22 protein-coding genes are annotated in these 23,327 nt (G+C 67.7%); 19 read left to right on the forward strand and 3 right to left on the reverse strand.

Going from position 1 to position 23,327, the window contains the following annotated elements; genetic code table 11:
• Positions 1–2 precede the first annotated feature (2 nt).
• The 17 genes from ACPL7H_RS09625 to ACPL7H_RS09705 all read left to right on the forward strand — a co-directional run bounded on the left by ACPL7H_RS09625 (position 3) and on the right by ACPL7H_RS09705 (position 19,249).
• Entirely contained in the window at positions 3–626 is a 624-nt protein-coding gene (locus tag ACPL7H_RS09625; RefSeq protein ID WP_424796726.1) for a KpsF/GutQ family sugar-phosphate isomerase, read from the forward strand.
• Positions 623–1,564: a ribokinase gene (locus tag ACPL7H_RS09630; RefSeq protein WP_424796727.1), complete on the forward strand. Its 942-nt coding sequence runs from the start codon at positions 623–625 to the stop codon at positions 1,562–1,564. Before ACPL7H_RS09625 ends, ACPL7H_RS09630 begins: the two co-directional genes overlap by 4 nt.
• Before the next feature lie 52 nt (positions 1,565–1,616).
• A complete protein-coding gene (locus ACPL7H_RS09635; protein WP_424796728.1) occupies positions 1,617–2,717 on the forward strand; it encodes a glycoside hydrolase family 172 protein in 1,101 nt (366 codons plus the stop codon).
• Positions 2,718–2,728: 11 nt separating this feature from the next.
• Positions 2,729–3,859, forward strand: a complete 1,131-nt coding sequence (locus ACPL7H_RS09640; RefSeq protein WP_424796729.1) for a DUF4185 domain-containing protein — start codon at positions 2,729–2,731, stop codon at positions 3,857–3,859.
• An 85-nt stretch (positions 3,860–3,944) separates the two neighbouring features.
• Positions 3,945–5,273, forward strand: coding sequence for an ABC transporter substrate-binding protein (locus ACPL7H_RS09645; RefSeq protein WP_424796730.1), 1,329 nt, complete (start codon positions 3,945–3,947; stop codon positions 5,271–5,273).
• A gap of 67 nt (positions 5,274–5,340) precedes the next feature.
• Complete coding sequence (locus ACPL7H_RS09650; RefSeq protein ID WP_424796731.1) at positions 5,341–6,285, forward strand: carbohydrate ABC transporter permease; 945 nt, start codon at positions 5,341–5,343, stop codon at positions 6,283–6,285.
• Positions 6,285–7,202 (forward strand): carbohydrate ABC transporter permease, encoded by a 918-nt coding sequence (locus ACPL7H_RS09655; RefSeq protein WP_424796732.1) that lies wholly within the window; start codon positions 6,285–6,287, stop codon positions 7,200–7,202. Before ACPL7H_RS09650 ends, ACPL7H_RS09655 begins: the two co-directional genes overlap by 1 nt.
• A 50-nt stretch (positions 7,203–7,252) precedes the next feature.
• Positions 7,253–9,814 carry a GH116 family glycosyl-hydrolase gene (locus ACPL7H_RS09660; RefSeq protein ID WP_424796733.1) on the forward strand — a complete coding sequence of 854 codons (2,562 nt, stop codon included), beginning with the start codon at positions 7,253–7,255 and terminating at the stop codon, positions 9,812–9,814.
• Between the two features lie 89 nt (positions 9,815–9,903).
• Entirely contained in the window at positions 9,904–11,727 is a 1,824-nt protein-coding gene (locus tag ACPL7H_RS09665) for a DUF4185 domain-containing protein (protein WP_424796734.1), read from the forward strand.
• A 130-nt stretch (positions 11,728–11,857) separates the two neighbouring features.
• Positions 11,858–13,345, forward strand: coding sequence for a mannitol dehydrogenase family protein (locus ACPL7H_RS09670; RefSeq protein WP_424796735.1), 1,488 nt, complete (start codon positions 11,858–11,860; stop codon positions 13,343–13,345).
• A 65-nt stretch (positions 13,346–13,410) separates the two neighbouring features.
• On the forward strand, positions 13,411–13,863 hold the full coding sequence (locus ACPL7H_RS09675; RefSeq protein ID WP_424796736.1) for a VOC family protein: 453 nt from the start codon (positions 13,411–13,413) through the stop codon (positions 13,861–13,863).
• A gap of 44 nt (positions 13,864–13,907) precedes the next feature.
• Complete coding sequence (locus ACPL7H_RS09680) at positions 13,908–14,627, forward strand: succinate dehydrogenase cytochrome b subunit (RefSeq protein WP_424788611.1); 720 nt, start codon at positions 13,908–13,910, stop codon at positions 14,625–14,627.
• A complete protein-coding gene (locus tag ACPL7H_RS09685) occupies positions 14,627–16,600 on the forward strand; it encodes a fumarate reductase/succinate dehydrogenase flavoprotein subunit (RefSeq protein WP_424788610.1) in 1,974 nt (657 codons plus the stop codon). The genes ACPL7H_RS09680 and ACPL7H_RS09685 overlap by 1 nt, the downstream gene beginning before the upstream one ends.
• On the forward strand, positions 16,597–17,346 hold the full coding sequence (locus tag ACPL7H_RS09690) for a succinate dehydrogenase/fumarate reductase iron-sulfur subunit (protein WP_424788609.1): 750 nt from the start codon (positions 16,597–16,599) through the stop codon (positions 17,344–17,346). The genes ACPL7H_RS09685 and ACPL7H_RS09690 overlap by 4 nt, the downstream gene beginning before the upstream one ends.
• 94 nt (positions 17,347–17,440) lie before the next feature.
• Positions 17,441–18,376, forward strand: a complete 936-nt coding sequence (locus ACPL7H_RS09695; RefSeq protein ID WP_424796737.1) for a helix-turn-helix domain-containing protein — start codon at positions 17,441–17,443, stop codon at positions 18,374–18,376.
• 31 nt (positions 18,377–18,407) lie between these two features.
• Positions 18,408–18,803: a YciI family protein gene (locus ACPL7H_RS09700; protein WP_424796738.1), complete on the forward strand. Its 396-nt coding sequence runs from the start codon at positions 18,408–18,410 to the stop codon at positions 18,801–18,803.
• Positions 18,804–18,808: 5 nt separating this feature from the next.
• Entirely contained in the window at positions 18,809–19,249 is a 441-nt protein-coding gene (locus ACPL7H_RS09705) for a class I SAM-dependent methyltransferase (RefSeq protein WP_424796739.1), read from the forward strand.
• A gap of 69 nt (positions 19,250–19,318) precedes the next feature.
• Here the strand turns inward: ACPL7H_RS09705 and rsgA are convergent, their stop codons facing one another.
• The 3 genes from rsgA to ACPL7H_RS09720 are packed head-to-tail and all read right to left on the reverse strand — an operon-like array spanning position 19,319 to position 22,150.
• Positions 19,319–20,341: a ribosome small subunit-dependent GTPase A gene (gene rsgA, locus ACPL7H_RS09710; RefSeq protein WP_424788605.1), complete on the reverse strand. Its 1,023-nt coding sequence runs from the start codon at positions 20,339–20,341 to the stop codon at positions 19,319–19,321.
• The gene (aroA, locus tag ACPL7H_RS09715; RefSeq protein WP_424796740.1) at positions 20,338–21,633 is read right to left on the reverse strand and encodes a 3-phosphoshikimate 1-carboxyvinyltransferase; all 1,296 of its coding nucleotides are present in this window, start codon (positions 21,631–21,633) and stop codon (positions 20,338–20,340) included. Before aroA ends, rsgA begins: the two co-directional genes overlap by 4 nt.
• Positions 21,634–21,643: 10 nt before the next feature.
• Positions 21,644–22,150: a DoxX family protein gene (locus tag ACPL7H_RS09720; RefSeq protein ID WP_424796741.1), complete on the reverse strand. Its 507-nt coding sequence runs from the start codon at positions 22,148–22,150 to the stop codon at positions 21,644–21,646.
• A 116-nt stretch (positions 22,151–22,266) separates the two neighbouring features.
• Here ACPL7H_RS09720 and ACPL7H_RS09725 point away from each other — a divergent pair, with 116 nt between their 5' ends.
• Together ACPL7H_RS09725 and rsrA are read left to right on the forward strand one after the other, a co-directional pair.
• Positions 22,267–22,986, forward strand: coding sequence for a sigma-70 family RNA polymerase sigma factor (locus ACPL7H_RS09725; protein WP_424788602.1), 720 nt, complete (start codon positions 22,267–22,269; stop codon positions 22,984–22,986).
• Positions 22,983–23,252: a mycothiol system anti-sigma-R factor gene (gene rsrA / locus ACPL7H_RS09730; RefSeq protein ID WP_424796742.1), complete on the forward strand. Its 270-nt coding sequence runs from the start codon at positions 22,983–22,985 to the stop codon at positions 23,250–23,252. Before ACPL7H_RS09725 ends, rsrA begins: the two co-directional genes overlap by 4 nt.
• Positions 23,253–23,327: the final 75 nt, after the last annotated feature.

Genomic DNA, 23,327 nt, shown 5'->3' on the forward strand with positions numbered 1-23,327 from the left:
CGATGACGGGGCTGCGAGCCGAGCTCGTGGCCGCGCGGGAGAGCCTGCAGGTTGAAGTCGAAGCCTTGCGGCGCAGCATCGACACGGTACTGCCCGCGCTCGGCGCGGCGCTGGACCTGATCCGCTCCCGACCCGGGAAAGTCGTCGTCTCCGGATTGGGCAAGTCCGGTCTCATCGGTGCCAAAATCGCTGCCACACTGGCCAGCACCGGAACCCCTGCGCACTTCATGCACGCCTCGGACGCCTTGCACGGGGATTCCGGATCGGTGGCTGCCGGTGACATCGGGATCCTGATCTCCAACTCCGGGACCACCGCTGAGGTGTGCCAGGTGGCGAGGATGCTGGCCTCCTGGGACGTTCCCGTCATCGCGATGACTGCAGAACCCGCCTCACCGCTTGCCGAGTCAGCGCAGGTATGGCTGGACATCTCGGTGCCGCGCGAGTCGGATCCGCTCGGGCTGGCACCGACCTCCTCAGCGCTGGTGACTCTCGCCGTCGGCGATGCGCTGGCCGCAGCGCTGATGACCCGCTCAGGATTCGACGCCGGAGCCTTCGGCGAGCGCCACCCCGGCGGCGCCCTCGGTCACTCCACCCGAAGGACGGCTGACGCCGGGGGCCGACGGTGAGCGGGTCGGTGCAGGTGTGCGTGGTCGCCTCGTTCATGTACGACATGGTGGCAACGGCGCCGCGGATGCCCGAGATCGGGGAGACCCTGATGGGAACCGGATTTGCTACCTACGTCGGCGGGAAGGGCTTCAACCAGGCGATCGCGGCGGCCCGTGCCGGGGCCACCACCGGGGTCATCGGGCGGGTGGGCCTCGATCCGTTCGCCGCCGAGTTCCGCGAGTTCCTGCAGACCGAAGGAATCGACGACGGGAATCTGGCCGCCGACGGCGAGCACGGCACGGGTGTGGGGCTACCGGTCGTGGACGCGCATGGGCGGAACGCCATCATCATCGTCCCGCGAGCCAACCATGCGCTGAGTGCGCAGGACATCGAGGCGGCGCGGGAGAAGATTGCCGCGGCGGCGGTCCTGGTGCTGCAACTGGAGGTCCCGATCGCCCCGGTCGTCCATGCGGCCCGGATCGCGCGGGCAGCGGGTACCACCGTGATCCTCAATCCGGCACCCTATGCGCCGCTGCCACCGGAACTGGTGGAACTGGTGGACGTCCTGGTGCCCAATGAGGTGGAACTGCGCCAGATGGTGCCCGGCGAAGGCGCATTGGACCGCGCCGCTGAGATGCTGCAGCTCAGCAGTGGCTGCGCCGTGGTGGTGACCTGCGGGGCCGCCGGCCTCCTCGTGGTCGGCAAGGAAGGCCGGCTCTTGCGGGTTCCGGCCCACGAGGTGCAGGTCGCCGACACGATCGGTGCCGGCGATGCCTTCTGCGGAAACCTTGGTGCGCGGCTCGCCCTGGGTGACGCCTTGCTGACCGCGGTGCGGTACGCCAACGCAGCAGCGGCGCTGGCCGTGACTCGCCCGGGAGGGGCCCCCGCAGCACCGACCGCCACCGAGACGGAGCGATTCGTCGCCAGTCGCGATCGGAGTTTCAAGGCCGACCCTTGACCGCGAGGTTCAAGGTGCGATGAGATGGGTAATCGATTTCCCAAAGGAGCGAATGAGAACGATGGCGACCAGCGGCGGCCGCTACGGCAGTTACGGAAGCAGTTTGCGAGACCTACCGCGGCTGCGCGCACACCGGCGCATGCGCGAATCCAGTTGGGACCCCACCGGCGGCAATGAGGATCGCGTCACGGTCCGACCGGGGCAGACCGTCACGCTTGCCGATATACCCGGGGCGGGTTCGGTGAACCACATCTGGATGACCGTCGCACCCCGGGAGGCGCCAACCCCGGACTCGGTGGACAACGATTACCTGCGCAAGTTGGTGCTGAAGATCTACTGGGACGGCGCCCAGTACCCGAGTGTGCTGGTCCCGCTGGGTGACTTCTTCGGCGTCGGGCATGCCCGGACGGTCAATTTCGCCTCGCTGCCCCTGCAGATGAGCCCACAGGACGGTAAAGCGTTCAACTCCTTCTTCCACATGCCCTTCGCTGATGGCGCCCGGTTCGAGTTGACCAGTGAATGCGAAGCGGAGGACATGTGGTTCTACTACTACATCGACTACGACGCCTTCGATGAACTCGAGGAGGGGTTCGGCAGGTTCCACGCCTCGTGGAACCGGCAGTGCCCCACCGACGGCGTCGAACAGGGCGGACAGTCCAACGCGGAATTCCTGTTCGGCGGAGAGAACCGGGATGGGCACGGCAACTACACGATCCTGGACACCACCGGGCGCGGGCATTACATCGGATGCGTCCTGAACATCACGAACCTGCGCGATACCAGCGACTGGAACTGGTACGGCGAAGGCGACGACATGATCTTCATCGACGGGGAGCCGTGGCCCCCGCGGCTGCACGGCACTGGCACCGAGGACTACTTCAACACCGCCTGGTGTCCCTCGCAGTCCTATGCCGCGCCCTACCACGGGCTCACGCTGCCGGGCGGGGAGAACTGGAGTGGCCAGATCTCCACCTACCGCTTCCATGTCGAGGACCCGATCTCCTTCACCACCTCGATCAAGGTCACCATCGAACACGGGCATGCCAACAAGCGCAGCGACGACCTGTCCTCCACAGCGTACTGGTACGCCGATCAGCCGACGCCGGGCCTCACGCTGGCACCGTTGGATCAGCGCCGGCCGAGGCAGGGATGAGGAGGCGGGCGATGGTGAGGGCGACCGCAGCGGGTTCCGCCGTGCTGCTGGCGGCGTGCTCACCGGACCCCGGCGCCGTGGATGTCGCCGAGTCGAAAGGGGGTGACTTCCTCATCACCGGCGTCAGCGACGTGACCCAGATCGCGCAGTTGACCGGCCCGGACTCGCGGATCAACGACACCGAAGCGGTGGCGGTGGCCGGGACCGATCTTGGCTCGATGTTCACCGCCGGAGAGCGGACCTTCTTCGTCTTCGGTGACACCTTCGGTGAGCGCGACCCGGAATCCCACGGCGGGCAGGGGAGCAACTGGCGCTCGAACGTACTCGCCTACACCACCGATGACGACCCCTCGGACGGCATCACCTTCGACGGTTGGATCACTGACGACATCGGTTTTGCCGCCGAAGCCGTTCCCGGTGCCCACGATCCGAACGGCGTCGGGGAGGTGACCAAGATCCCCACCTTCGGCTTCGCGGTGGACGACGTCCTGTACCTGGCGTTCATGTCGGTACATCTCTGGGGTGAACCGGGGGAGTGGGAGGCGAACTACGCCGGGTTGGCCCGCAGCGACGACGGCGGACAGAACTGGACCGAGCTGGACATCCAGTGGCCGGGAGACTCCAACTTCATCCAGGTCTCCACCGTCGAGGTCTCCGAGGACGGTGAGGATTATCTGTACTTCTTCTCCATCCCGGCCGGCCGCACCGGCCCGGTGCAGTTGATGAAGGTCCCCGCCAGCACCGGGGCCGTGGAGGACCTGGGCTCCTACCGCTACTTCACCGGCACTGATGGCGACGGTGCTGCGCAATGGTCGCAGGAGATGGACGCCGCCGTCGATGTGGTCCCGGGACAGTTCGGCGAACTGTCGGTGATCTACTCCGAGCAACTCCAGCGCTGGCTCCTGACCACAATGCGGTTCGCGGAGGGTGACGCGGTGCTCTTGGAGGGCCTCAACCCCTGGGGACCGTGGAGCGAGCCGCACGTCATCACCGACCAGGTGGACAGTCCCGGCCTGTACGGGCCCTATACGCATCCGGACTACGTCAGTGATGACGGTCGAACCCTCTACTTCACCCTGTCCCTGTGGGGGCCGTACAACGTCTTCTGGTACAGCCTCGACCTCGAGATCAGCAATCCATAACCACCCGCTCGTCCAGAGCACATCAAGGAGGATGACGACAATGAGCACACGACGCACACGACGCACACGACGCACGATGGGCGCGATGAGCGCCATCGCGGCGGCAGGTCTGGTGTTGACTGCGTGCTCCGGGACACCGGAAGGTGGCCCGGGCGACACCGGCGAGCCCGGGGGTGAGAACGGGGACTCCGATGCCCCCACGGGCGCGGTGGAGGTGACCTTCTGGCAGACCCAGTACACCGATGAGGAGAACGAGTGGTACGAAGGCGTCGTCGAAGAGTTCAACGACGCCCAGGACGACATCTTCATCAACCACACGATCGTTCCTGGCGATGCCTGGGACCAACGCATGACCGCTGCCCAAGCGGCCGGTAATCAGCCGGATGTCCGCACGGTCAACTACGGCGACATCTCCGATGGCGCTCGTACCGGTCAGATCACCTCACTGGCCGACCTCATCGATTCCGCAGCATGGGATGACCTGGAGGACAACGTCCGGGAGATGGTGACCTACGACGGCGAGGAGTATGCCTACCCCTTGCTGGTCGAACCCTCGGCGGTGCTGTACTACCGCACCGACCTGTTCGAGGAGGCCGGACTCGATGGCCCGCCGACCACCTGGGACGAACTCGTCGACTATGCCGACCAACTGACCGACGACACCACATTCGGGCTGCGGCTGGCGCAGAACGCCGGGGACATGGCGTGGTCCACCTGGGGTTACCAATGGAACGTGGCCGGACACCTGCCGATCAGCGATGACTGGTCCGAGCCGCAGGCGACGCAGGACTACGCCCCGCTGCTGCAGGCGTTCCAGGACATGTTCGCCTCCGGTGCCATCCCACCGGCCGACGGCGGGGGCTACCCGGAGGCTTCCCCCTTCGGTGAAGGTCGTTACGCCATGATGGCGAACGGCTCCTGGGCAGCCAGTGAACTACTGGCCGACTACCCCGACCTCGTCGACGACGTCGCGGTCGCCGCCATGCCAAGTTTCTCCGGCCAGCCCGGCGAGACCACCGCAACCCTCGGTGGCTGGACCCTTGTGGTTGACGGCGCCAGCGACGTACCCGAAGAGGCCGCGGCCTTCATCGAATGGGCCCTGGGTGGCGACGTGGATGTCCTGGTGCCCTTCTTCGAGTCCACCGTCTTCTCCAAGGTCTCCCCCCGTATCTCGGTGGCCGAGGCGATCGCCGAGCACCCGGATGTCGATGAGATCAACCCGTGGAACGCGGTGATCCAGGAAGACATCGTCCCCTACGCCCAGGCGGAGCCGCAGTATCCCTGGGGCGTGAGCCTAGCGATGGGTGAGGCCATCGAGATGGCCATGCAGGGCACACCGGTCGACGAGGCGCTGGAGTACGCCGACAGCGAGATCCAGACCGAGATCGACAACTCAGACCTGGCCGGGTCCTGACCCTGTGCTACCGACGGGCCCGGCCGGGCCCGTCGGTAGCACCCCGACTCACAAGGAGGTGACGGTCATGGCGGTGCTGTCCCAGCAACGTCGTGGTACCCACCACGATGGGCAAGCGGCGCGACGACGACCCGCTCCGCACCGGAAGGACAACAAGATCGCGTTCGCGATGCTTGCCCCGGCGCTCATCCTGCTCTCGATCTTCGTCATCTGGCCGCTGATCTACGCCTGGGTGGTGAGCTTCTACCAATGGAACTTCTACCAGGAGTCGATCTTCATCGGCCTGCGCAACTTCCAGATCGTGCTCAACGATGCCACGTTCCGCGAGTCGATCGTGCGCGGCCTGGTGTTCGCGCTGATCGTGGTGCCGGTGATTCTCACGATCGCCTTCCTGTTCGCCAACCTGGTCAAGACGATGGGGCAGCGGATGGCCACCCTGCTCAAGGTGAGCATCTACATCCCCACGGTGATCTCCGGGGTGATCGCCTCGATCGTGTTCGTGCTGGTGTACGAGTACCGCCAGGGCATCCTCAACTACCTGCTCGGACTGGTGGGCATCAGTGACATCGCCTGGCTGGGCAGTGCCCGGACCGCGCTGTACGCCCTGACCGTGCCGGCGATCTGGCTCGGCTTGGGCCTGGCCTCGCTCATCATGCTCGCCGGCTTGCTGGACGTCCCGGAGAGTTACTACGAGTCAGCCGAACTCGAGGGCGCGAACTGGTTCCAGCGCACGTTCTACATCACCATCCCGTTGATGAAGAACGTCATCCTGTACCTGCTGGTCACCGGGTTCGTGGCCGCGATCCAGCAGTACGAACTCCCCCTCATCATGACCGGTGGTGGCCCGACGCAATCGACGCTGCTGCCCAACCTGCTGATCTTCCAGAGGTTCACCGGTGATCTGTACGTGGGGTACTCGATCGCTGCCGCCCTGCTGCTGTTCCTAGTGCTGGGCTCGTTGTCGGCAGTGATCTTCCGGTTGATCAACTCGGAGAAGGCGGTGGATGGCTGATGGCAGTCACCGGACAAGCACTTACCCGCGATATGGCCCCGGAGATCATCTCCGGGGTGACCACGGTGACCAAACGGCGCCGCAGCGCCCGATCCACCGGTCCTGTGGGCACCGTGTTCCGATACCTGTTCGCTTTCCTCATCGTGCTCGCCGCCCTGTTTCCGTTGGCGTGGATGGCGATCTCGGGGTTCAAGGCACGCAATGAGGTCGTGACCTCGCCGTTCCAGTTCTTCCCCGAGATCTGGCGCCCGGAGAACTACGCGGAGATCCTGAGCGATCCCCAGTTCACCCGTGCCCTGGGGATCACCTTCCTCGGCGCGGTGTTGTTCACGTTGCTCAGCCTCACCGTGAACTCGATGGCGGCCTATGCCTTCGCGCGTCTGGAGTTCTCCTTCAAACGGATCATCTGGACCCTGACGCTGCTCACCATGTTCATTCCCGGGATGGCGATCCTGCTGACGTCCTACATCGTGGTGACCCGGATGGGCATGCTCAACACCTTGGCAGTCCTGGTGGTGCCCGGCGCCACCGCCGCGATCCACATCTTCTTCATCCGCCAGTTCTATCTCGGCGTCCCGACCAGCCTGGAGGAGGCAGCGTTCCTGGACGGATGCGGCCGGTGGCAGATCTTCCTGAGGATCTTCCTGCCGATGTCCAAACCGGTATTCGTCGTCGTCGGCATCACCTCTTTCCTGGCGTTCTGGAACGCCTACGTGTGGCCGATCATGACGATCACCGAGCCGGACAGTCCACTCACCCAGATCCAGCAGTACCTGGCCATGTTCCGCTCTGAACGACGGACCGAGTACGGCCTGTTGCTGGCGGGTTCCACCCTCGCAGCCACCCCGGTGATCGTGCTGTTCCTGATCTTCCAGCGGTACATCATCAGCGGAATCCGGATCTCCGGGATCAAGTAGGCGAGTACGACAACGCAGCGGCGCTCGATGCGCTGCAGTGAAGGAGTCCCATGGCTGACACCGGCCCCCGGTCGATCCCGCATGCACTCGGGCCCCATGTGGCCCTGCCGCTGGGCGGGATCGGCACCGGCAACCTCGCCCTGGGCGCCGATGGCGGGTTGCGACAGTGGCAACTGCACAACATCGGCAACCACCGTGGCGATCTCCCCGGATCCTTCTTCGCGCTCCGGGTGAGCCAGTGGGAACCACCGTTCGACGCCGTGCGGATTCTGCAGGCACCTGCGCCGGCGGCTGAACAGACCCACACCCCGCTGGTCAACGACGACCACGTCCCGAACTGGCAGCGTGAACTGCTCGAGCAGGCCGAGCCGATGCCCGAATCCACCTTCACCGGCCAGTACCCCTTCGGGCGGGTCGACTTCCACGACGAGACGCTGCCCGTGCAGGTGAGCCTGGAAGCCTTCACCCCGTTCGTGCCGCTGGATGTGCAGAACAGCTCGCTGCCCGCCGCCCTGTTCACCCTCACCCTCACCAACCACGACGTGACCCCCGTGGCCGCCTGGCTGGGAGGGGCGATCCAGAACGCTGTGGGAGGTGACGGCGTCCTGGCGCCCGACGGCGTGCGCGCGCCCGGATACGGTGGCAACGTCAACCGGGTCAACCGGGACGGGGGTTGGACCAACCTGGTGCTGGAGAACCCGTCGCTGTCCGCGGATCACCCCGGCGCCGGTTCCATGGTGCTCGCTTGTGATGCTCCGTTGACCACGGCACTACCCGCTTGGACCAGCCCGCACCAGTTCCTGGACTTCATGCGCTCGCGGCAACCGTTCGGTCCCCAGGACTGGGCCCACATGCCCTCATGGATCGCCGATCCACAACCCACGGGCACCTGGAGCCAGGCACGGCCCAGCCCGACCGGAGCCACCTGGAACGGTGGTTTGGCGGGTCAGATCGACGTGCCTCCCGGGCAGAGCGTGCAGGTGCGGTTCGTCCTCACGTGGCACTTTCCGAACCGGTACGTCAACTTCACACAGTTCGGGGGGATCCGGCCCGAGTGGGGGGCTACCAGGCACCGGCTCGGCAACCACTACACCACCGTGCATGCCGACGCGTTGGCGGTGAGCCGGCAGGTGCAGCAGCAATGGAAGGGTCTGGAGTCGGTCTCCCGCCGGTGGGTACGCACGGTCGCCGGCTCGGGACTGAGCGCGACCGAGACCGAGCATCTGCTCGCCCAGGCCGCGATCATCAGGAGCCCGAGTTTCTTCCGCGATGAGGACGGAAGGTTCTACGGGTTCGAGGGCGTGCATGGCGCCTCGACCACGATGTGGTCCGGGGACGTTGGCGGGTCCTGTCCGCTGAACTGTACGCATGTGTTCGCCTATGCCCAGGGACTGGCGAAGTTGTTCCCGGAACTGGAACGGTCGATGCGGCGGACTCAGTTCGAGGTCATGCAGGCCCCGCCAGGGTTCATCCCGCACCGGTTGATCGCCCCGACCCACCTACCCCAACTATGGGACCGGCCGATCGGGGGACCGGGAGAGCCCGCACTGGACGGGATGCTCGCGACCGTCCTGCAGACGTATCGGGAGGTGCGTACCGGAGCCGGACAGGACTGGCTCAGGACGTACTGGCCCAACATCCACCGACTGCTGGAGTACGTCGCCGCATCCTGGGATCCCCAGGGCACCGGGATGCTGCACGGCATACAACCCTCCACCCACGACATCGACCTGGCCGGCCTGAACACCTTCATGGGCACCTACTGGCTCGCGGCACTGCGCGCGGGCGAGGAGTTGGCCCGGCTGCTCGGCCACACCGACATCGCCACCAGGTGGCGGGAATGGTTCGAACGGTCCTCGGTCGCCTACGATGACGCCCTCTTCACCGGGGAGTACTACATCCAGGTGCTCGAGGAAGGCGATCCGACCAAGTTCCAATGGGAGCGCGGCTGCCTGTCCGACCAACTGATCGGGCAGTGGTGGGCCCACACCCTGGACCTGGGGTACCTGCTCCCGGCCGATCACGTGCGTACTGCGCTGGCTTCGGTGGTCCGTCACAACCTGCGCACCGGCTTCGACGGCTTCGACCACCCATTCCGGTCCTTCGCGGTCCAGGATGAGACCGGGCTGCTGATGTGCTCCTGGCCGCACGGGGGCCGCCCGGCCACGCCCACCCGGTATTGCGATGAGGTGTGGACCGGGATCGAGCAGCAGGTGGCCGCGCACTGCCTGATGGAAGGGCTGACCGAGGAAGCCGACGCGATCCTGACCGGACTGTGGGCCCGGTACGACGGGCGCCGACGCAATCCGTACAACCAGGTTGAGTGCGGAGACCACTATGTGCGGGCTCTGTCGGGATGGACGGTCCTGGAAGCTCGCACCGGGCACCGTTGGGACGCCACCACCGGCACCCTGCAGGTGGCGGCTATGCCCGACGGCGGCTGGCCGGTGCTCACCGACGGCGGCTGGGGCACGCTCCGGCCGGTGCCCGACGGGGTGGAGTTGACGTGCCGGCACGGTCGGTTCGAGATCGAGCGTCTCGTGGTCGACGGGCAGGATCTGCTCGGTGGCCCGCTGATGTTGGCCACGGGGGAGGGGAGAACCATCCGTTGATGCGCTGCGCCGTCGAAGCAGCGCAGCCGTCCAGGAGGGCACTGGTGCCGGCGGTCGCCGGCTCAGGCAATGACGCCAAGGAGAGGGATATGAGCACATCTAGCACATCTAGCAGCACGGGCACCAGGGCAACCGCGGCCCTGGGCACACTGGCGCTGGCAGCAGCGGGGGTGGTCCTGGTGGCTACGCCCGCAGCAGCCTCGGAAGAACATTCTCCGGCGCAGATGATCGCGAAGATCACCGGGCCGGGTTCGATCAACGACACGGACTCCCGGTGGAACGTCGGGGGTACCGACCTGGGGTTGATGTGGGACAACGGGGCCGGGCAGATCATGTTTGCCATCGGGGACACCTTCGCCACGGCCCCTGCTGGTGGGCCGGACTGGCGCTCCAACGGTCTGCTGCGCAGTTCCGATGCCGACTTCACCACCGGCATGATGCTGGATAGCGCAGTGCTGGACGGCGACGGCGACGCGGCCGAGATCATCCCTTCGCTGAAGGACCCGGGCACCGAGCACACCACCATCCCCACCGCCGGGATCGCCGTGGGTGACACCCAGTACCTGGCGTTCATGTCAGTGCGCCAGTGGGGAGAGCCGGGGGAGTGGGACACCAACTACTCCCGGATCGCCTACTCCGAGGACAACGGGGAGACCTGGAATGACACCGACGGTCCGGAGTGGACCAACACCGAAGCCGGTGACAACAACTTCCAGATGGTCAGTTTCGTGCGCGGGCAGGGGGACGGCTACATCTACATGCACGGCACGCCGAACGGCCGCCTCGGCGCGGCCCAGGTGGCGCGGGTACCCGAGGAAGAGATCCTGGACAAGGACTCCTACACCTACTGGGACGGCGCCGGCTGGGCCCCCGAGGAGACCGCCGCGGTCGACGTCGTGGCCCCCAACGTCTCCGAACTGTCCGTGCAGTACCACGAACACTCCGGGCAGTGGCTGATGATGTATCTGAACGAGGAGGTCGACGTCGTGGTGCGCACCGCGCCGGCTCCCGAGGGCCCGTGGGGCCAGGCTCAGATCGTCGCGAGTTTCGCAGACTATCCCGGCCTGTACTCCCCGTACATGCACCCCTGGAACGAGGGCCCCACGGTGCACTTCATGATGTCGCTGTGGGAGCCGTACAACATCTATCAGCTCGCTTTCGATCTCGATACCGACGGACAGATCACCCGCCCCAACCTGATCGCCGATCCCAGTTTCGAACGCGCCGGCGAATCCGGTGCGGTGAGCGACGTCTGGTCCTGCACCGGGAACTGCGGCATCGATCGCGACATCAACTGGGCCCATTCGGGCAGCAACCAAGCCTGGATGCGGCACAACACCGGATGGATCGATGTGCACCAGCAGGTGCCGGTGGAGCCGAACACCACCTACGACCTGTCGGCCTTCGTCACCACCGGTGGCGAACCGGCCCAGGGCGCGCTGGGCGTTCGTCAGGTGGGCCCGGGCGCCCAGGTCCTCGCCGAGACCGAGTTCACCGAACTGCCCGTGTACGAGCGTCAGGCGTTGACCTTCAATTCCGGACCGAACACCGCCGTGGAGGTCTACGTCGGCAGCAACCTGGACGGTGACCGCTGGGTCCAGATCGACGACTTCACGCTGATCGCCGGCGGAACCGAGGCCGAACCCGACCCGCCCTCGGTCGACGCGCTGCGAGCCAGTCTGGAGGCCTACACGGCCGACGGTGCGGTGGCCGGACCGATCGCTCATCAGTTGGCCGGAGCGCTGGACCAAGTCGAACGACACCTGGACGATGGGCGCACCCAGCCTGCGCACGTCGCACTGGACCGGTTCATCCGTCACCTGGACAACCCCAAACGCCCCGACACCTTGACGCCGGAGGCTGCCTCGCATCTGCGGCACGAGGCCGTGGCCCTGCGGGAGGCCACCGGGTGAACCAGGTGTACCTGGTGGCCGGCGCTCGCTGGCACCTCTGCGTATCCCACCGGCACCGGTGCGCGCGTGTCACTTGGTTTCCGAGGCGCGCCGGGCGTACCGTGAACCGGCCGAGGAGAAGGAGGCACCCGTGAAAGTGCTGAACCGTGACACGCTGGAGGCAGTCTCCGCGACGGTGCCGGCTCCGGCCTACGACCGCACGCAGTTGCGCGTCGGGATCGTGCACTTCGGGGTAGGCGGATTCCACCGGGCCCACCAGGCGATGTACGTGGATCGACTCATGCAGGACGGGACCGCCCGGGACTGGGCCATCTGCGGCGTGGGGCTGCTACCGGGGGACCGGCACATGGCCGACGTGCTCCAGGCGCAGGACGGGCTGTACACACTGGTGACCAAGCACCCGGACGGGACGCTGGAACCCAGGGTCATCGGCTCGATCGCGCGGTACCTGTACGGGCCGGCGGACCCTGCGGCGGTGCTCGATCAGATGGTTGATCCCGGGGTTCGGATCGTCTCGCTGACCGTCACCGAGGGCGGGTACCACGTCAACCCGGTGACCGGCGAACTCGATCCCGCCGCCCCCGAACTGCAGCACGATCTGGCCCACCCCGACGAGCCGTCGTCGATGTTCGGCTACGTGCTGGCGGCGCTGCGGCGGCGCCGTGCCGCGGGAGTACCGCCGTTCACGGTGGTCTCCTGCGACAACATCCAGGGCAACGGGGACGTGGCCCGGGCGATGCTGGTGGCGTTCGCCAGGCTGCAGGATCCGGATCTGGGCGGCTGGATCGACGCCGAGGTCTCCTTCCCCAACTCCATGGTGGACCGGATCACCCCCGCCACCGCCGCTGCCGACCGCACCATGGTGGCGACCCGGTTCGGCATCATCGACGAGTGGCCGGTCGTCGCCGAACCGTTCGTCCAGTGGGTCCTCGAGGACGACTTCCCGACCGGCCGTCCGCCGTTCCAGGACGCCGGCGTGCAGATGGTCGATGACGTGGTGCCATACGAGATGATGAAGTTGCGCCTGCTCAACGCCAGCCATCAGGCGCTGTGCTACCTGGGCTACCTCGCCGGGTACCGGTACGCCCATGAGGTCGCCGCGGACCCGTTGTTCCGGTCCTTCCTGCTCCGGTACATGCGTGAGGAAGCTGCCCCGACCCTGCCCCCGGTGCCCGGTGTCGATCTGCGCGACTATCAGCACCAACTCATCGAACGGTTCGCCAACGCCCATGTGCGCGACACCCTCGCGCGGCTCTGCGCGGAGAGTTCGGACCGGATTCCGGCGTGGTTGGTACCGGTGGTCGTGGAGAACCTGCAGGCCGGCGGATCCGTGGCATGCTCGGCCCTCGTCGTCGCGGCGTGGGCGCGGTACGCCGAAGGCACCGACGAGCAGGGCCGGCCGATCGAGGTTGTGGATCAGCGCCGGGACCGGGTGATGGCGGCAGCGGGCCGGCAGCGGCAGGATGAACTTGCGTTCCTGCGCGATCGGACGCTGTTCGGTGACCTCGTCGACGACGACCGGTTCGTCACGGCATACCGGTCCGCGCTGACCGACTTGCACCGGGACGGAGCGCGAACGGCACTTGAATCGCTCATGGCCGGGGCGCGGATCCACTGAACGGAACGAACCCATCCCGCTGAAATGTCCAAGCCCGGGACCAGCATGGGCGGCACACTGGAGGCATGCCCATCACACTCACGCCCAAACTCGTCGTCCACGAGGCCGATAGCGCGATCGACTATTACTCCCGGGCCCTCGGGGCCACGGTGCGGCAGCGGTACACGATGGGGGACTCCGTGGTGTTCGCCGAACTGGCGGTGTTCGGCCTCGCCCTTCTTCTCAAGGATGCCGACGAGCACGACCCCAGCCCGCAGACGTTGGGCCGGCCGGGCGTGCTGCTCGATGTGACCACCGACGATCCGGACGGTCTGGCCGAGCAGATGGTGGCGGCCGGCGGCCAGGTGGTCTTCCCGGTGGCCGACCAGCCCTACGGGGCGCGCGGCGGACGGGTGCGCGACCCCTTCGGCCACGAGTGGCTGCTGCAGACACCGATGACCTGGAGCCCCGAGCAGATCCAGGCCGCACTGGAGGATCCGAGGGCTGAACCACCCGGCGACACGACCCGCTGCCGGTGAAGGAAGTGTGAGGGGACGGTCGCCAAAGAGAGTACGGTGAAGGGGTGGCAACCCCAACACTGAACACCAGGCCACCGATCCCGACGTGGCGCTCGAGCATCGTGCTCAAATCTGTCATGGCCGTCAGCGGGCTGATCCTGGTCGGATTCCTGATCGCCCATGCCTACGGCAACTTCAAGATCTTCTCCGGGCAGGAGGCCTTCGATGCCTACTCGGCCTACCTGCGTGAGATCGGCCAGCCCCTGTTGCCCTACAGCGGCGCGCTGTGGATCCTGCGGATCGTGCTGCTGGCCGCTATCGGAGCGCATATCTACGCAGCGGTGACGCTATGGCGGCGCAACCGCGGCGCGACCGCCGGCAAGGGTGCCGCCCGGTACGTGAGCAGCAACGCCCGGCGCGGCCACCAGCGGTCCTACGCCTCGTTCACGATGCGGTGGGGAGGGGTGGTCATCGGGTTGTTCGTGATCTACCACATCCTGCACCTGACCACGAACCACATCGCCCCCGGTGGTGCTTCCGGAAGCCCGTACGAGCGAACGGTGAACGGGTTCGAGATCTGGTGGGTGGTGGCCACCTACACGATCGCCCTGATCGCCCTGGGCTTCCACCTGCGCCACGGGCTGTGGGCGGCCTTCGCCAGCATCGGCTGGAACCGATCGCCGCGGGTGCGTGCGAACCTGAACATCGCCGCCACGGTCGTCGCGGTAGCGATGATCCTCGCCTTCCTCATTCCCCCCTTCGCCGTCCTGTTCGGAGTCGTGTAGTGAGTACCACCCAGCCCGTCGACACTGAGTTCTACATCTCGGGCGCCCCGATCGCTGATGACAAGGCTCCGGCTGGGCCGATCAACGAGCGGTGGGACACCCGCCGGTTCGAGGCGAAACTGGTCAACCCCGCCAACCGCCGCAAACTCTCGGTGATCATGGTGGGCACCGGACTGGCCGGCGCCGCAGCAGCGGCCACCCTCGGTGAGGCCGGTTACCACGTCCAGGCGTTCTGCTATCAGGACAGCCCCCGCCGGGCCCACTCCATCGCCGCCCAGGGCGGGATCAATGCGGCCAAGAACTACCGCAACGACGGGGACTCCATCGAGCGGTTGTTCTTCGACACCGTCAAGGGCGGTGACTACCGCGCCCGGGAGTCCAACGTCTACCGGCTCTCCCAGGTCAGCGTGGAGATCATCGACCAGTGCGTGGCCCAGGGCGTACCGTTCGCCCGGGAGTACGGCGGGTTGCTGGACAACCGCTCCTTCGGCGGTGTGCAGGTCTCGCGCACCTTCTACGCCCGCGGCCAGACCGGTCAGCAGTTGCTGCTGGGGGCCTACCAGGCCATGGAACGCCAGATCGGGGCCGGGACGGTGGAGATGTTCTCCCGCCACGAGATGCTCGATGTGATCGTGATCGACGGCCACGCCCGGGGCATCGTGGCCCGGGACCTGGTCACCGGCGAGATCCAGACCCATATGGCCGACGCGGTGGTGCTGGCCAGCGGCGGGTACGGCAACGTGTTCTTCCTGTCCACCAACGCGATGGGCTCCAACGTCACCGCCACCTGGAAGGCGCACCGCAAGGGCGCCTTCTTCGGCAACCCCTGCTACACCCAGATCCACCCCACCTGCATCCCGGTGTCCGGGGCGAACCAGTCCAAACTCACCTTGATGAGCGAGTCGCTGCGCAACGACGGGCGCATCTGGGTTCCGAAGAAGCCCGGTGACGAACGCGCCCCGCAGGATATCCCCGAGGACGAGCGCGACTACTACCTGGAGCGTCGCTACCCCGCCTTCGGCAACCTGGTGCCTCGGGACGTGGCTTCCCGGGCCGCCAAGAACGTGTGCGATGAGGGCCGCGGGGTGGGCCACAAGGTCGACGGCGTAGCGCGCGGGGTCTACCTGGACTTCGCCGATGCGATCGCCCGATTGGGCCGCAAGGCGGTGGAGGGCAAGTACGGCAACTTGTTCGACATGTACGAGCAGATCACCGGGGAGAACCCGTACGAGATGCCGATGCGGATCTATCCCGCGGTGCACTACACCATGGGCGGGTTGTGGGTGGATTACGACCTGCAGTCCACCATCCCGGGGCTGTTCGTGACCGGGGAGGCCAACTTCTCCGACCACGGCGCCAACCGGCTCGGTGCCAGCGCGCTGATGCAGGGGTTGGGGGACGGCTACTTCGTGCTGCCACCCACGCTGGCGCACTACCTCGCGGACAACCCGCTGCCGCCGGTGGATGAGCACCACCCCGAGGCACAGGCCACCAAGGCGGCCGTGACCGAGCGGATCGAGAAACTCCTGAGCATCAACGGCGAGCGTACGGTGGACTCCTTCCACCGCGAACTCGGCGACATCATGTGGGAGTACTGCGGCATGGAGCGCAGCGCCGAGGGCCTGACGAAGGCGATCGGCCTGATCCGCTCGCTGCGTGAGGAGTTCTGGCGCAACGTCAGGGTGCCCGGTACCGCGGCGGAGTTCAACCAGTCCCTGGAGCGGGCCGGGCGGGTCGCCGACTTCCTGGAACTCGGCGAACTCATGTGCATCGACGCCCTGCACCGGGAGGAGTCCTGCGGTGGGCACTTCCGCGCCGAACATCAGACCGAGGACGGTGAGGCGCTGCGGGACGACGAGAACTTCGCCTACGTGGCGGCCTGGGAGTACACCGGAGAGGACGCCAAACCGGTCCTGCACAAGGAAGACCTGGAGTACGAGTACGTCGAGATGAAGCAGCGGAGCTACAAGTGAACATCACTCTGCGCGTATGGCGGCAGCGCACCGCCACCGACAACGGCCGGATGGTCACCTACCAGGTGGAGGGCATCTCCCCGGACATGTCCTTCCTGGAGATGCTCGACATGCTCAACGAGCGCCTCACCATGGCCGGCGACGACCCGATCGCGTTCGACGACGACTGCCGCGAGGGAATCTGCGGTGCGTGCGGACTGGTCATCAACGGCCTGGCGCACGGGCCCAAACAGCTCGTCACCACCTGCCAGTTGCACATGCGTAGTTTCAACGACGGCGACGTCATCGACGTCGAGCCCTTCCGGGCCGAGCCGTTCACCGTCGTCCGCGACCTCGTGGTGGACCGCTCCTCCTTCGACCGCATCATCCAGGCCGGCGGTTACATCTCGGTGAACACCGGCTCGGCCCCGGACGCCCACGCCACCCCGGTGCCCCGGGACGACGCCCAGGACGCCTTCGACGCCGCCGCCTGCATCGGTTGCGGAGCCTGTGTGGCGGCCTGCCCGAACGGATCGGCCTCGCTGTTCCTGGGCGCCAAGATCGATCACCTGGGCAAGCTCCCCCAGGGCCAGCCCGAACGGCACGCCCGGGCGCTGGCGATGACCGCCCGGCACGACCACGAGGGCTTCGGCGGGTGCACCCAGATCGGGGAGTGCGAAGCGGTGTGCCCCAAGGGGATCCCGCTGTCGGTGATCTCCCAGACGAACGCCGACGTGCTCGGTGCGCTCTCCCACGGGGGCCGGTAGCCCTGCGCACCGGTGTGAGGCAGTGAGGCCGGCGCACTCCTGATGCGCAAGATCGGTCGGGCGCGGCAGCGGTGGTCCCGGTCATACTGCTGTCATGCCGGATCAGGAACGCGACCGCCTGCGGGAGTTGCTCGACACGGCCCTCGATGAGGACAATCGCACCTTGGCGGAGATGGCCGAGGGCGCCTTCCTGTCTCCGTTCCACTTCAGTCGGGAGTTGGCCCGAGGGACGGGGGAGCCGCCGGTGCAGATGCGGCGCCGGGTGCTGTTGGAGCGGGCGGCGTGGCAACTCGGTGGGGGCGCCTCGGTGACGCAGGTGGCTCTCGCGGCCGGGTATGAGTCGGTCGACGGGTTCGGGCGGGCCTTCTCGAAGGCGTTCGGCTCCCCGCCCAGTACCGTCACTGACCGCAGTAGCAGCCATTGGCTTCCGTCCCCCAACGGCATCCACTTCCACCCCCCGACCTCGCTGTGGCTCGGCGAGGGTGAGGCCGCCTCGGCCCGGTCCGGATCGGGCGAGGTCATCGAGATGATGGCGCACCACGACATCGACGACGTCCGTCACCTGCTGGAGGCGGTCGAAGGGCTGTCGGAGGAGGAGTACCGTCGGGTACGCCTACCCGGGAACGCTCCCCTGGAGTGGGATGGTCCGGATGAGTCGGTGGCTCAGGCGATGTCCCACCTGGTCGCGACCAAGGAGGTCTGGTTGGCCGCGATCGCCGGCTATGAGTTTCCGGAGGTGCTCGGTGACGACGACGCCGTGACGCTCGCCGGCCGCCACGAGGCGCTCGCCGGTCGCTGGCTGGCCACGATCCGCAACATCGACCGCCGCGGTGCGTGGGCGGACCGACTCATCGACGCGCTGTGCCGGCCGCCCCAAAGTTTCGTCATCGGCAGCGTCATCGCCCATGTGCTCACCTTCTCCGCACATCGGCGCCAGTTGGTGCGGATGATGTTGCGCGAGACCGGAGCAAGCACCGACGGCGGCGACCCGATCGACTGGCTGCACCGGCGCTCAGGAGGTAGGCGATGAGCCGGGCCCTCCGCTCTGAGGAGACCACCCTATGAGGTTCCTGCTGCTCGTGCACTGGCCACGGGGCCGGTGGCAGGGAATACCCGCCGACGGCGCGGACGGGGAGATGCAGAGGCACATCGCGCTGATTGAGGACCTCGACTCACAGGGCCGGCTCCTGGACTGCAGCCCACTCGCTCCGCCCGAGGAGGCCGTGGCGGTCCGCGTCCGTCATGGCGTGACCCTGGCCACCGGTACCCCCGGAGAAGAAGTCGGCTACCAGGACGGCGTGCTCGCCGGTTACTACCTGATCGAGTGCCCCACCACCGACGAGGCGGCCCAGGTCGCCGCCCGCATCCCGGACGCCGCGACGAGCGAGGTCCTGGTGCCCCCACTGGTCGACCTGGAGCCGGTGCCCACCGGCCCGCGGACCACGAGCCGGAACTGAGTCGCATGTCCACGCACCTGTCACCCCGCCTGGCCCGGATCGTCCAAGCACTACCGCTGGAGCCACACCTGCGGGTGCTCGAGATCGGGTGCGGACCCGGTGCTGCTGCGCGCGTGATCGCCGACCGGTTGACCACCGGCCACCTCCTCGCCATCGACAGGTCCGCCACGGCAGTGGACCAACTCAAGAAGCGGTCGACCGCACAGATCGACTCCGGGCGCTTGAGCGCGCGGCAGGTGGCGATCGAGGACTTCGTCCTGACCGAGGACGAGGAGCCCTTCGATCTCGTCTTCGCAGTGCGGGTCGGCGCGCTCGACGGCCGCCACCCCCGAGCCGGGCACGCGGCCCTGCAGCGCATCGCCGGAGCCACTCACCCACGCGCGCGACTCTTCATCGCCGGCGCACACCCCCTGCGCGAAGTGCCCATCCCGCGGCCCCGTCGGTGAGCCCACTGCGACGAGTGCAGCGGTGACCTGGCGCGTTCCGCAGCGGTTCCGGTTCTGTGTCCGGCAGCCTCAATCGGAGGAGGTGCGGCTGGCCAGCAGCCTGCGGAACGAGGCCAACCTGGCCTCTCCGACCGCTCCGGCCCGCCCCGAGGCCACCCAGTCATCCAGTACGCAGTCCGGGGCGTCCGCGGTGTGGGTGCACCCCCGCGGGCAGTCCTGGGCGACGGCACCCAGGTCCTCGAAGGCGAGCACCAGACTGTCGGGGTCCACGTGCGCCAGACCGAAGGAGCGCACACCCGGGGTGTCGATGATCCAGCCCCCCTGCGGGAGCGGCAGGGCCACCGCCGAGGTAGAGGTGTGCCGCCCGCGGCCGGTGGTCACGTTGACCTTGCCCACCGCCCGGTCCGCCTGCGGGACCAGGGCGTTGACCAGCGTGGACTTGCCCACCCCGGAATGACCGACCAGCACCGACATCCGTCCGGTCACGGCCTCGCGAAGTTCCGCCAAGCCGGTGATGTCCGACGGCGTGGCCGCCCCGGGTGCGGCGGTGACCACCGCGGAGACGCCCAGGGAGGTATAGGCGGACAGGAACTCCTCGGGGTCGGCCAGGTCCGCCTTGGTCAGGCACAGCAAGGCATCCATGCCGGCGTCGAAGGCCGCTACCAGGCAGCGGTCCACCATGCGTGGGCGCGGTTCGGGCTCGGCCAGCGCGGTGACGATGACCAGTTGATCGGCATTGGCCACGAGCACCCGCTCGGCGCCCTCGACGTCCTCGGCGGAGCGGCGCAGCGCGGTGTGTCGTTCGTGCACGCGCACCACCCGCGCCAGGGTGTCGGAGGCGCCGGAGGTGTCCCCGACCACATCCACCCGGTCCCCGACCACGACGGCGGCCCGGCCCAGTTCCCGGGCCATCATCGCCACCACTGCCACGCCGTCGTCGGTGAGTAGCCGCGCCCGGCCACGGTCCAGTCCGATCACCAGCGCCGGGATCGCGTCGGCGTGGTCCGGCCGCCTCTTGCTGCGCGGCCGGCTGCCACGGGAGTTCGGACGGATCCGCACGTCCGCCTCGGAGTACTCGCGCGGTGACCTCATGCCCCGGTAAGCATCGAGTGCCACATGGTGGCGAAGCCGGGCACGGTCTTGGCGGTCGTGGCTACATCCACCACACCCACCCCGTCCACCGCCAGGCCGATGATGGCGGCGAACATCGCCATCCGGTGGTCGTGGTAGGTCCGCAGCACCGCGGGGCGCAGGTCGCCGCCGTCGATGATCAGGCCGTCCTCGGTCTCCTCGGCCCGACCCCCGAGCCGGGTGATCTCGGTGACCAGTGCAGCCAACCGGTCGGTTTCGTGCCCGCGCAGGTGGGCGATGCCGCGCAGCCTCGAACGACCAGGTGCCAGGGCGGCCAGTGCGGCCAGGGCCGGGGTGAGTTCCCCGGCCTGGCTCAGGTCCAGGTCCACCGGTGCCAGGGTGCCGCCGCCGCGGGCGGTGAGCACGCCGTCGTCGTCGAGGTTCACCTGGCCGCCGAAGGCGGTCAGGAACTCTGGCAGCAGAGCTCCCGGCTGGGTGGTGCGGGCAGGCCAGTGCGGGATCCGCACCTGCCCACCGGCCACCAGCGCGGCGGCCAGGAACGGTGCGGCGTTGGAGAGGTCCGGCTCGACGGCGACGTGCCCACCGGCGATCGGGCCCGGTTCGACCCGCCACTGACCCGCGGTGGTGTCATCCACCACGACGCCCCGTTCCCGCAGCGCGGCCACCGTCATGTCGATGTGCGGCTGGCTGGGCAGCACCGATCCGACGTGGCGCAGGGTGAGCCCGGAGGTGAACCGTGGGGCCGCCAGGAGCAGGGCGGAGACGAACTGGGAGGAGGCGGCGGCATCGATCTGCACCTGTCCACCCGCCACCGCACCGGCACCGTGCACGGTCACCGGCAGGAACTGCGGCGGGTCCTGCTCGCCGCCGAGAGCCACGCCCAGGTCCGCCAGGGCGGTCAGCACCGGGCCCATCGGCCGGGACCGGGCCGCTGCGTCACCGTCCAGATGCACCGGGCCGGTGGCCAGCGCCGCGATCGGGGGGATGAACCGCATCACTGTCCCGGCCAGTCCGCAGTCGATCCGGACCCCGCCCTGCAATTGACCAGGAGTGATGGAGATCGAGGTGGGGTCCTGCTCGCCGATGGTGATCGTGGTGCCCAGCGACCGCAGCGCCCCGATCATCAGGTCCGCGTCCCGGGAGCGCAGCGCACCGGTGATGGTGGTCGGCTCCTCAGCCAGGGCGGCCAGGGGCAGGTAACGGTTGGTCAGCGACTTCGATCCGGGGATCACGACGGTGGCGTCGAGGCCCAGGGTGGCAAGCGGAGCCGCCCACACCTGATCGGTGGTCATCGAGAGGGCCTCATGCGGCCTTGGCTGCCTTCACCCGGCCGCGCATGTCCGACTTCACCTCGGCGAGTTCGGCGCGGTGCTCCTTGGCGTTGCGCCGTTTCCAACCCAGCGACGGCTCACCCTCACGGTCGGAGGCGGCGATGATCAACCCACCGAGCAGACCCAGGTTGCGTAGCAGCGTGCTGCGCGCGGCGCGGCGCTCCTCGGGTGTGCCGTCGGTGGGCCGGTTCAGCACTGTGAGCGGGACTGCGACCAGGGCGAGGATCCCGGCGGCCAGGCGGGGCGCTCTGCCGGTGGCCAGCAGCACCCCGGCCCCCACCGAGATGGCACCGCTGATCTTGGCCAGCGTCACCGTGTCCTCGGGCAGTCCCGAGACCTTCTCGGAGGCGGCTTTGAGCGGCTTGGCGACCGGCTCGAGGTTCTCGGCGTGCCGTTCCGGATTCCGCATCGCGTCCCACCCGTCCACGATGAACACGGAGGCGAGCAACGGGCGGGCCAGTCTGCGCAGCGAAGTCATAGGTCCATTGCTACCGCAGAATGGGCTCGAGCGCGAGCTTTTCGGTGAGATAGCCGTATCGGCGAGCGTTGGGAATAGCCGGGCGGGTGGAGACGGTTGTCCATGATGTGCAGGTGATGACGAGGGACCGTGAGCAGGCTGTGCCCGCCGGGCTGCGCGAGGGCTGGGGAGGGCTAGGCTTGCAGGTGATGAATGATCACGGTGAAGCCTCCGGGACCGGCGCCGCTCAGGACGAGCGGTCGCCCCGGCGTGCGCCCGAGGAGGAGACCGTCGCAGAGCGCGACCGCCGCTTCCAGGACGAAGCACTGCCCTACCTGGACCAACTTTACGGCGCAGCGCTGCGGATGACCCGCAAGCCCGAGGATGCCGAGGACCTGGTCCAGGAGGCCTTCTCCAAGGCCTATGCGGCCTTCGGTCAGTACCGCCCGGGCACCAACCTGAAGGCGTGGCTGTACCGGATCCTGACCAACTCCTACATCAATTCGTATCGCAAGAAGCAGCGTGAGCCGCAGCAGTCCGACGCCGAGGAGGTCGAGGACTGGCAGATCCATCGCGCGGCCTCGCACACCTCCACCGGGTTGCGCTCGGCCGAGGCCGAGGCGATCGACGCCCTGGGTGACGACGTGGTGAAGGAGGCGTTGACAGCGCTTCCTGAGGATCGCCGCCTGGCGGTGTACCTGGCCGACGTGGAGGGGTTCGCCTACAAGGAGATCGCCGAGATCATGGACACCCCGATCGGTACGGTGATGTCGCGCCTGCATCGCGGCCGCGCGCAGTTGCGCACCCTGCTGGCCGACCATGCCCGGTCCCTGGGGATCAAGGTGGAGAAGGTATGAACTCAGAGATCCGCCGCGCAGCCCAGTTGTGCAACTGCGCCGAGGCGTTGGAGCATCTGTCCGAGTACCTGGACTCGGAGATGGACGAGCGCGAACTGGAACGCCTGCGCACCCATATCCAAGACTGCGCCCAGTGCCTGGAGGCCCTCGCCTCCGAACAGTCCCTGCGGGTGGTGCTGCGTCGCTCCTGCGCTGAGGTGGCGCCGCCCTCGCTGCGGTTGCGGGTGCTCTCCCAGATCACGGTGCAGCGCAGCACCTCACGCTGAGTGCGGGCACGCAGCCGGGAGACGCAACAGCGCCGAGGGGATCGAAGGATCCGCACTCGGCGCTGATCTGACTGG

The organism is Pseudactinotalea sp. Z1732, assembly GCF_049724975.1.
In the GTDB taxonomy this organism is placed as follows: Bacteria; Actinomycetota; Actinomycetes; order Actinomycetales; family Beutenbergiaceae; genus CALKWS01.

Excerpts from the sequence above, each read along its gene's own strand:
- ACPL7H_RS09675 (WP_424796736.1), top strand. The coding sequence starts at position 13,411 with ATGCCCATCACACTCACGCCCAAACTCGTCGTCCACGAGGCCGATAGC.
- ACPL7H_RS09705 (WP_424796739.1), top strand. The coding sequence starts at position 18,809 with ATGTCCACGCACCTGTCACCCCGCCTGGCCCGGATCGTCCAAGCACTA.
- aroA (WP_424796740.1), bottom strand. The coding sequence starts at position 21,633 with ATGACCACCGATCAGGTGTGGGCGGCTCCGCTTGCCACCCTGGGCCTC.
- ACPL7H_RS09700 (WP_424796738.1), top strand. The coding sequence starts at position 18,408 with ATGAGGTTCCTGCTGCTCGTGCACTGGCCACGGGGCCGGTGGCAGGGA.
- rsgA (WP_424788605.1), bottom strand. The coding sequence starts at position 20,341 with ATGAGGTCACCGCGCGAGTACTCCGAGGCGGACGTGCGGATCCGTCCG.
- ACPL7H_RS09660 (WP_424796733.1), top strand. The coding sequence starts at position 7,253 with ATGGCTGACACCGGCCCCCGGTCGATCCCGCATGCACTCGGGCCCCAT.
- rsrA (WP_424796742.1), top strand. The coding sequence starts at position 22,983 with ATGAACTCAGAGATCCGCCGCGCAGCCCAGTTGTGCAACTGCGCCGAG.
- ACPL7H_RS09720 (WP_424796741.1), bottom strand. The coding sequence starts at position 22,150 with ATGACTTCGCTGCGCAGACTGGCCCGCCCGTTGCTCGCCTCCGTGTTC.
- ACPL7H_RS09625 (WP_424796726.1), top strand. The coding sequence starts at position 3 with ATGACGGGGCTGCGAGCCGAGCTCGTGGCCGCGCGGGAGAGCCTGCAG.
- ACPL7H_RS09665 (WP_424796734.1), top strand. The coding sequence starts at position 9,904 with ATGAGCACATCTAGCACATCTAGCAGCACGGGCACCAGGGCAACCGCG.
- ACPL7H_RS09650 (WP_424796731.1), top strand. The coding sequence starts at position 5,341 with ATGGCGGTGCTGTCCCAGCAACGTCGTGGTACCCACCACGATGGGCAA.
- ACPL7H_RS09640 (WP_424796729.1), top strand. The coding sequence starts at position 2,729 with ATGGTGAGGGCGACCGCAGCGGGTTCCGCCGTGCTGCTGGCGGCGTGC.
- ACPL7H_RS09725 (WP_424788602.1), top strand. The coding sequence starts at position 22,267 with ATGACGAGGGACCGTGAGCAGGCTGTGCCCGCCGGGCTGCGCGAGGGC.
- ACPL7H_RS09645 (WP_424796730.1), top strand. The coding sequence starts at position 3,945 with ATGAGCGCCATCGCGGCGGCAGGTCTGGTGTTGACTGCGTGCTCCGGG.
- ACPL7H_RS09655 (WP_424796732.1), top strand. The coding sequence starts at position 6,285 with ATGGCAGTCACCGGACAAGCACTTACCCGCGATATGGCCCCGGAGATC.
- ACPL7H_RS09635 (WP_424796728.1), top strand. The coding sequence starts at position 1,617 with ATGAGAACGATGGCGACCAGCGGCGGCCGCTACGGCAGTTACGGAAGC.
- ACPL7H_RS09695 (WP_424796737.1), top strand. The coding sequence starts at position 17,441 with ATGCCGGATCAGGAACGCGACCGCCTGCGGGAGTTGCTCGACACGGCC.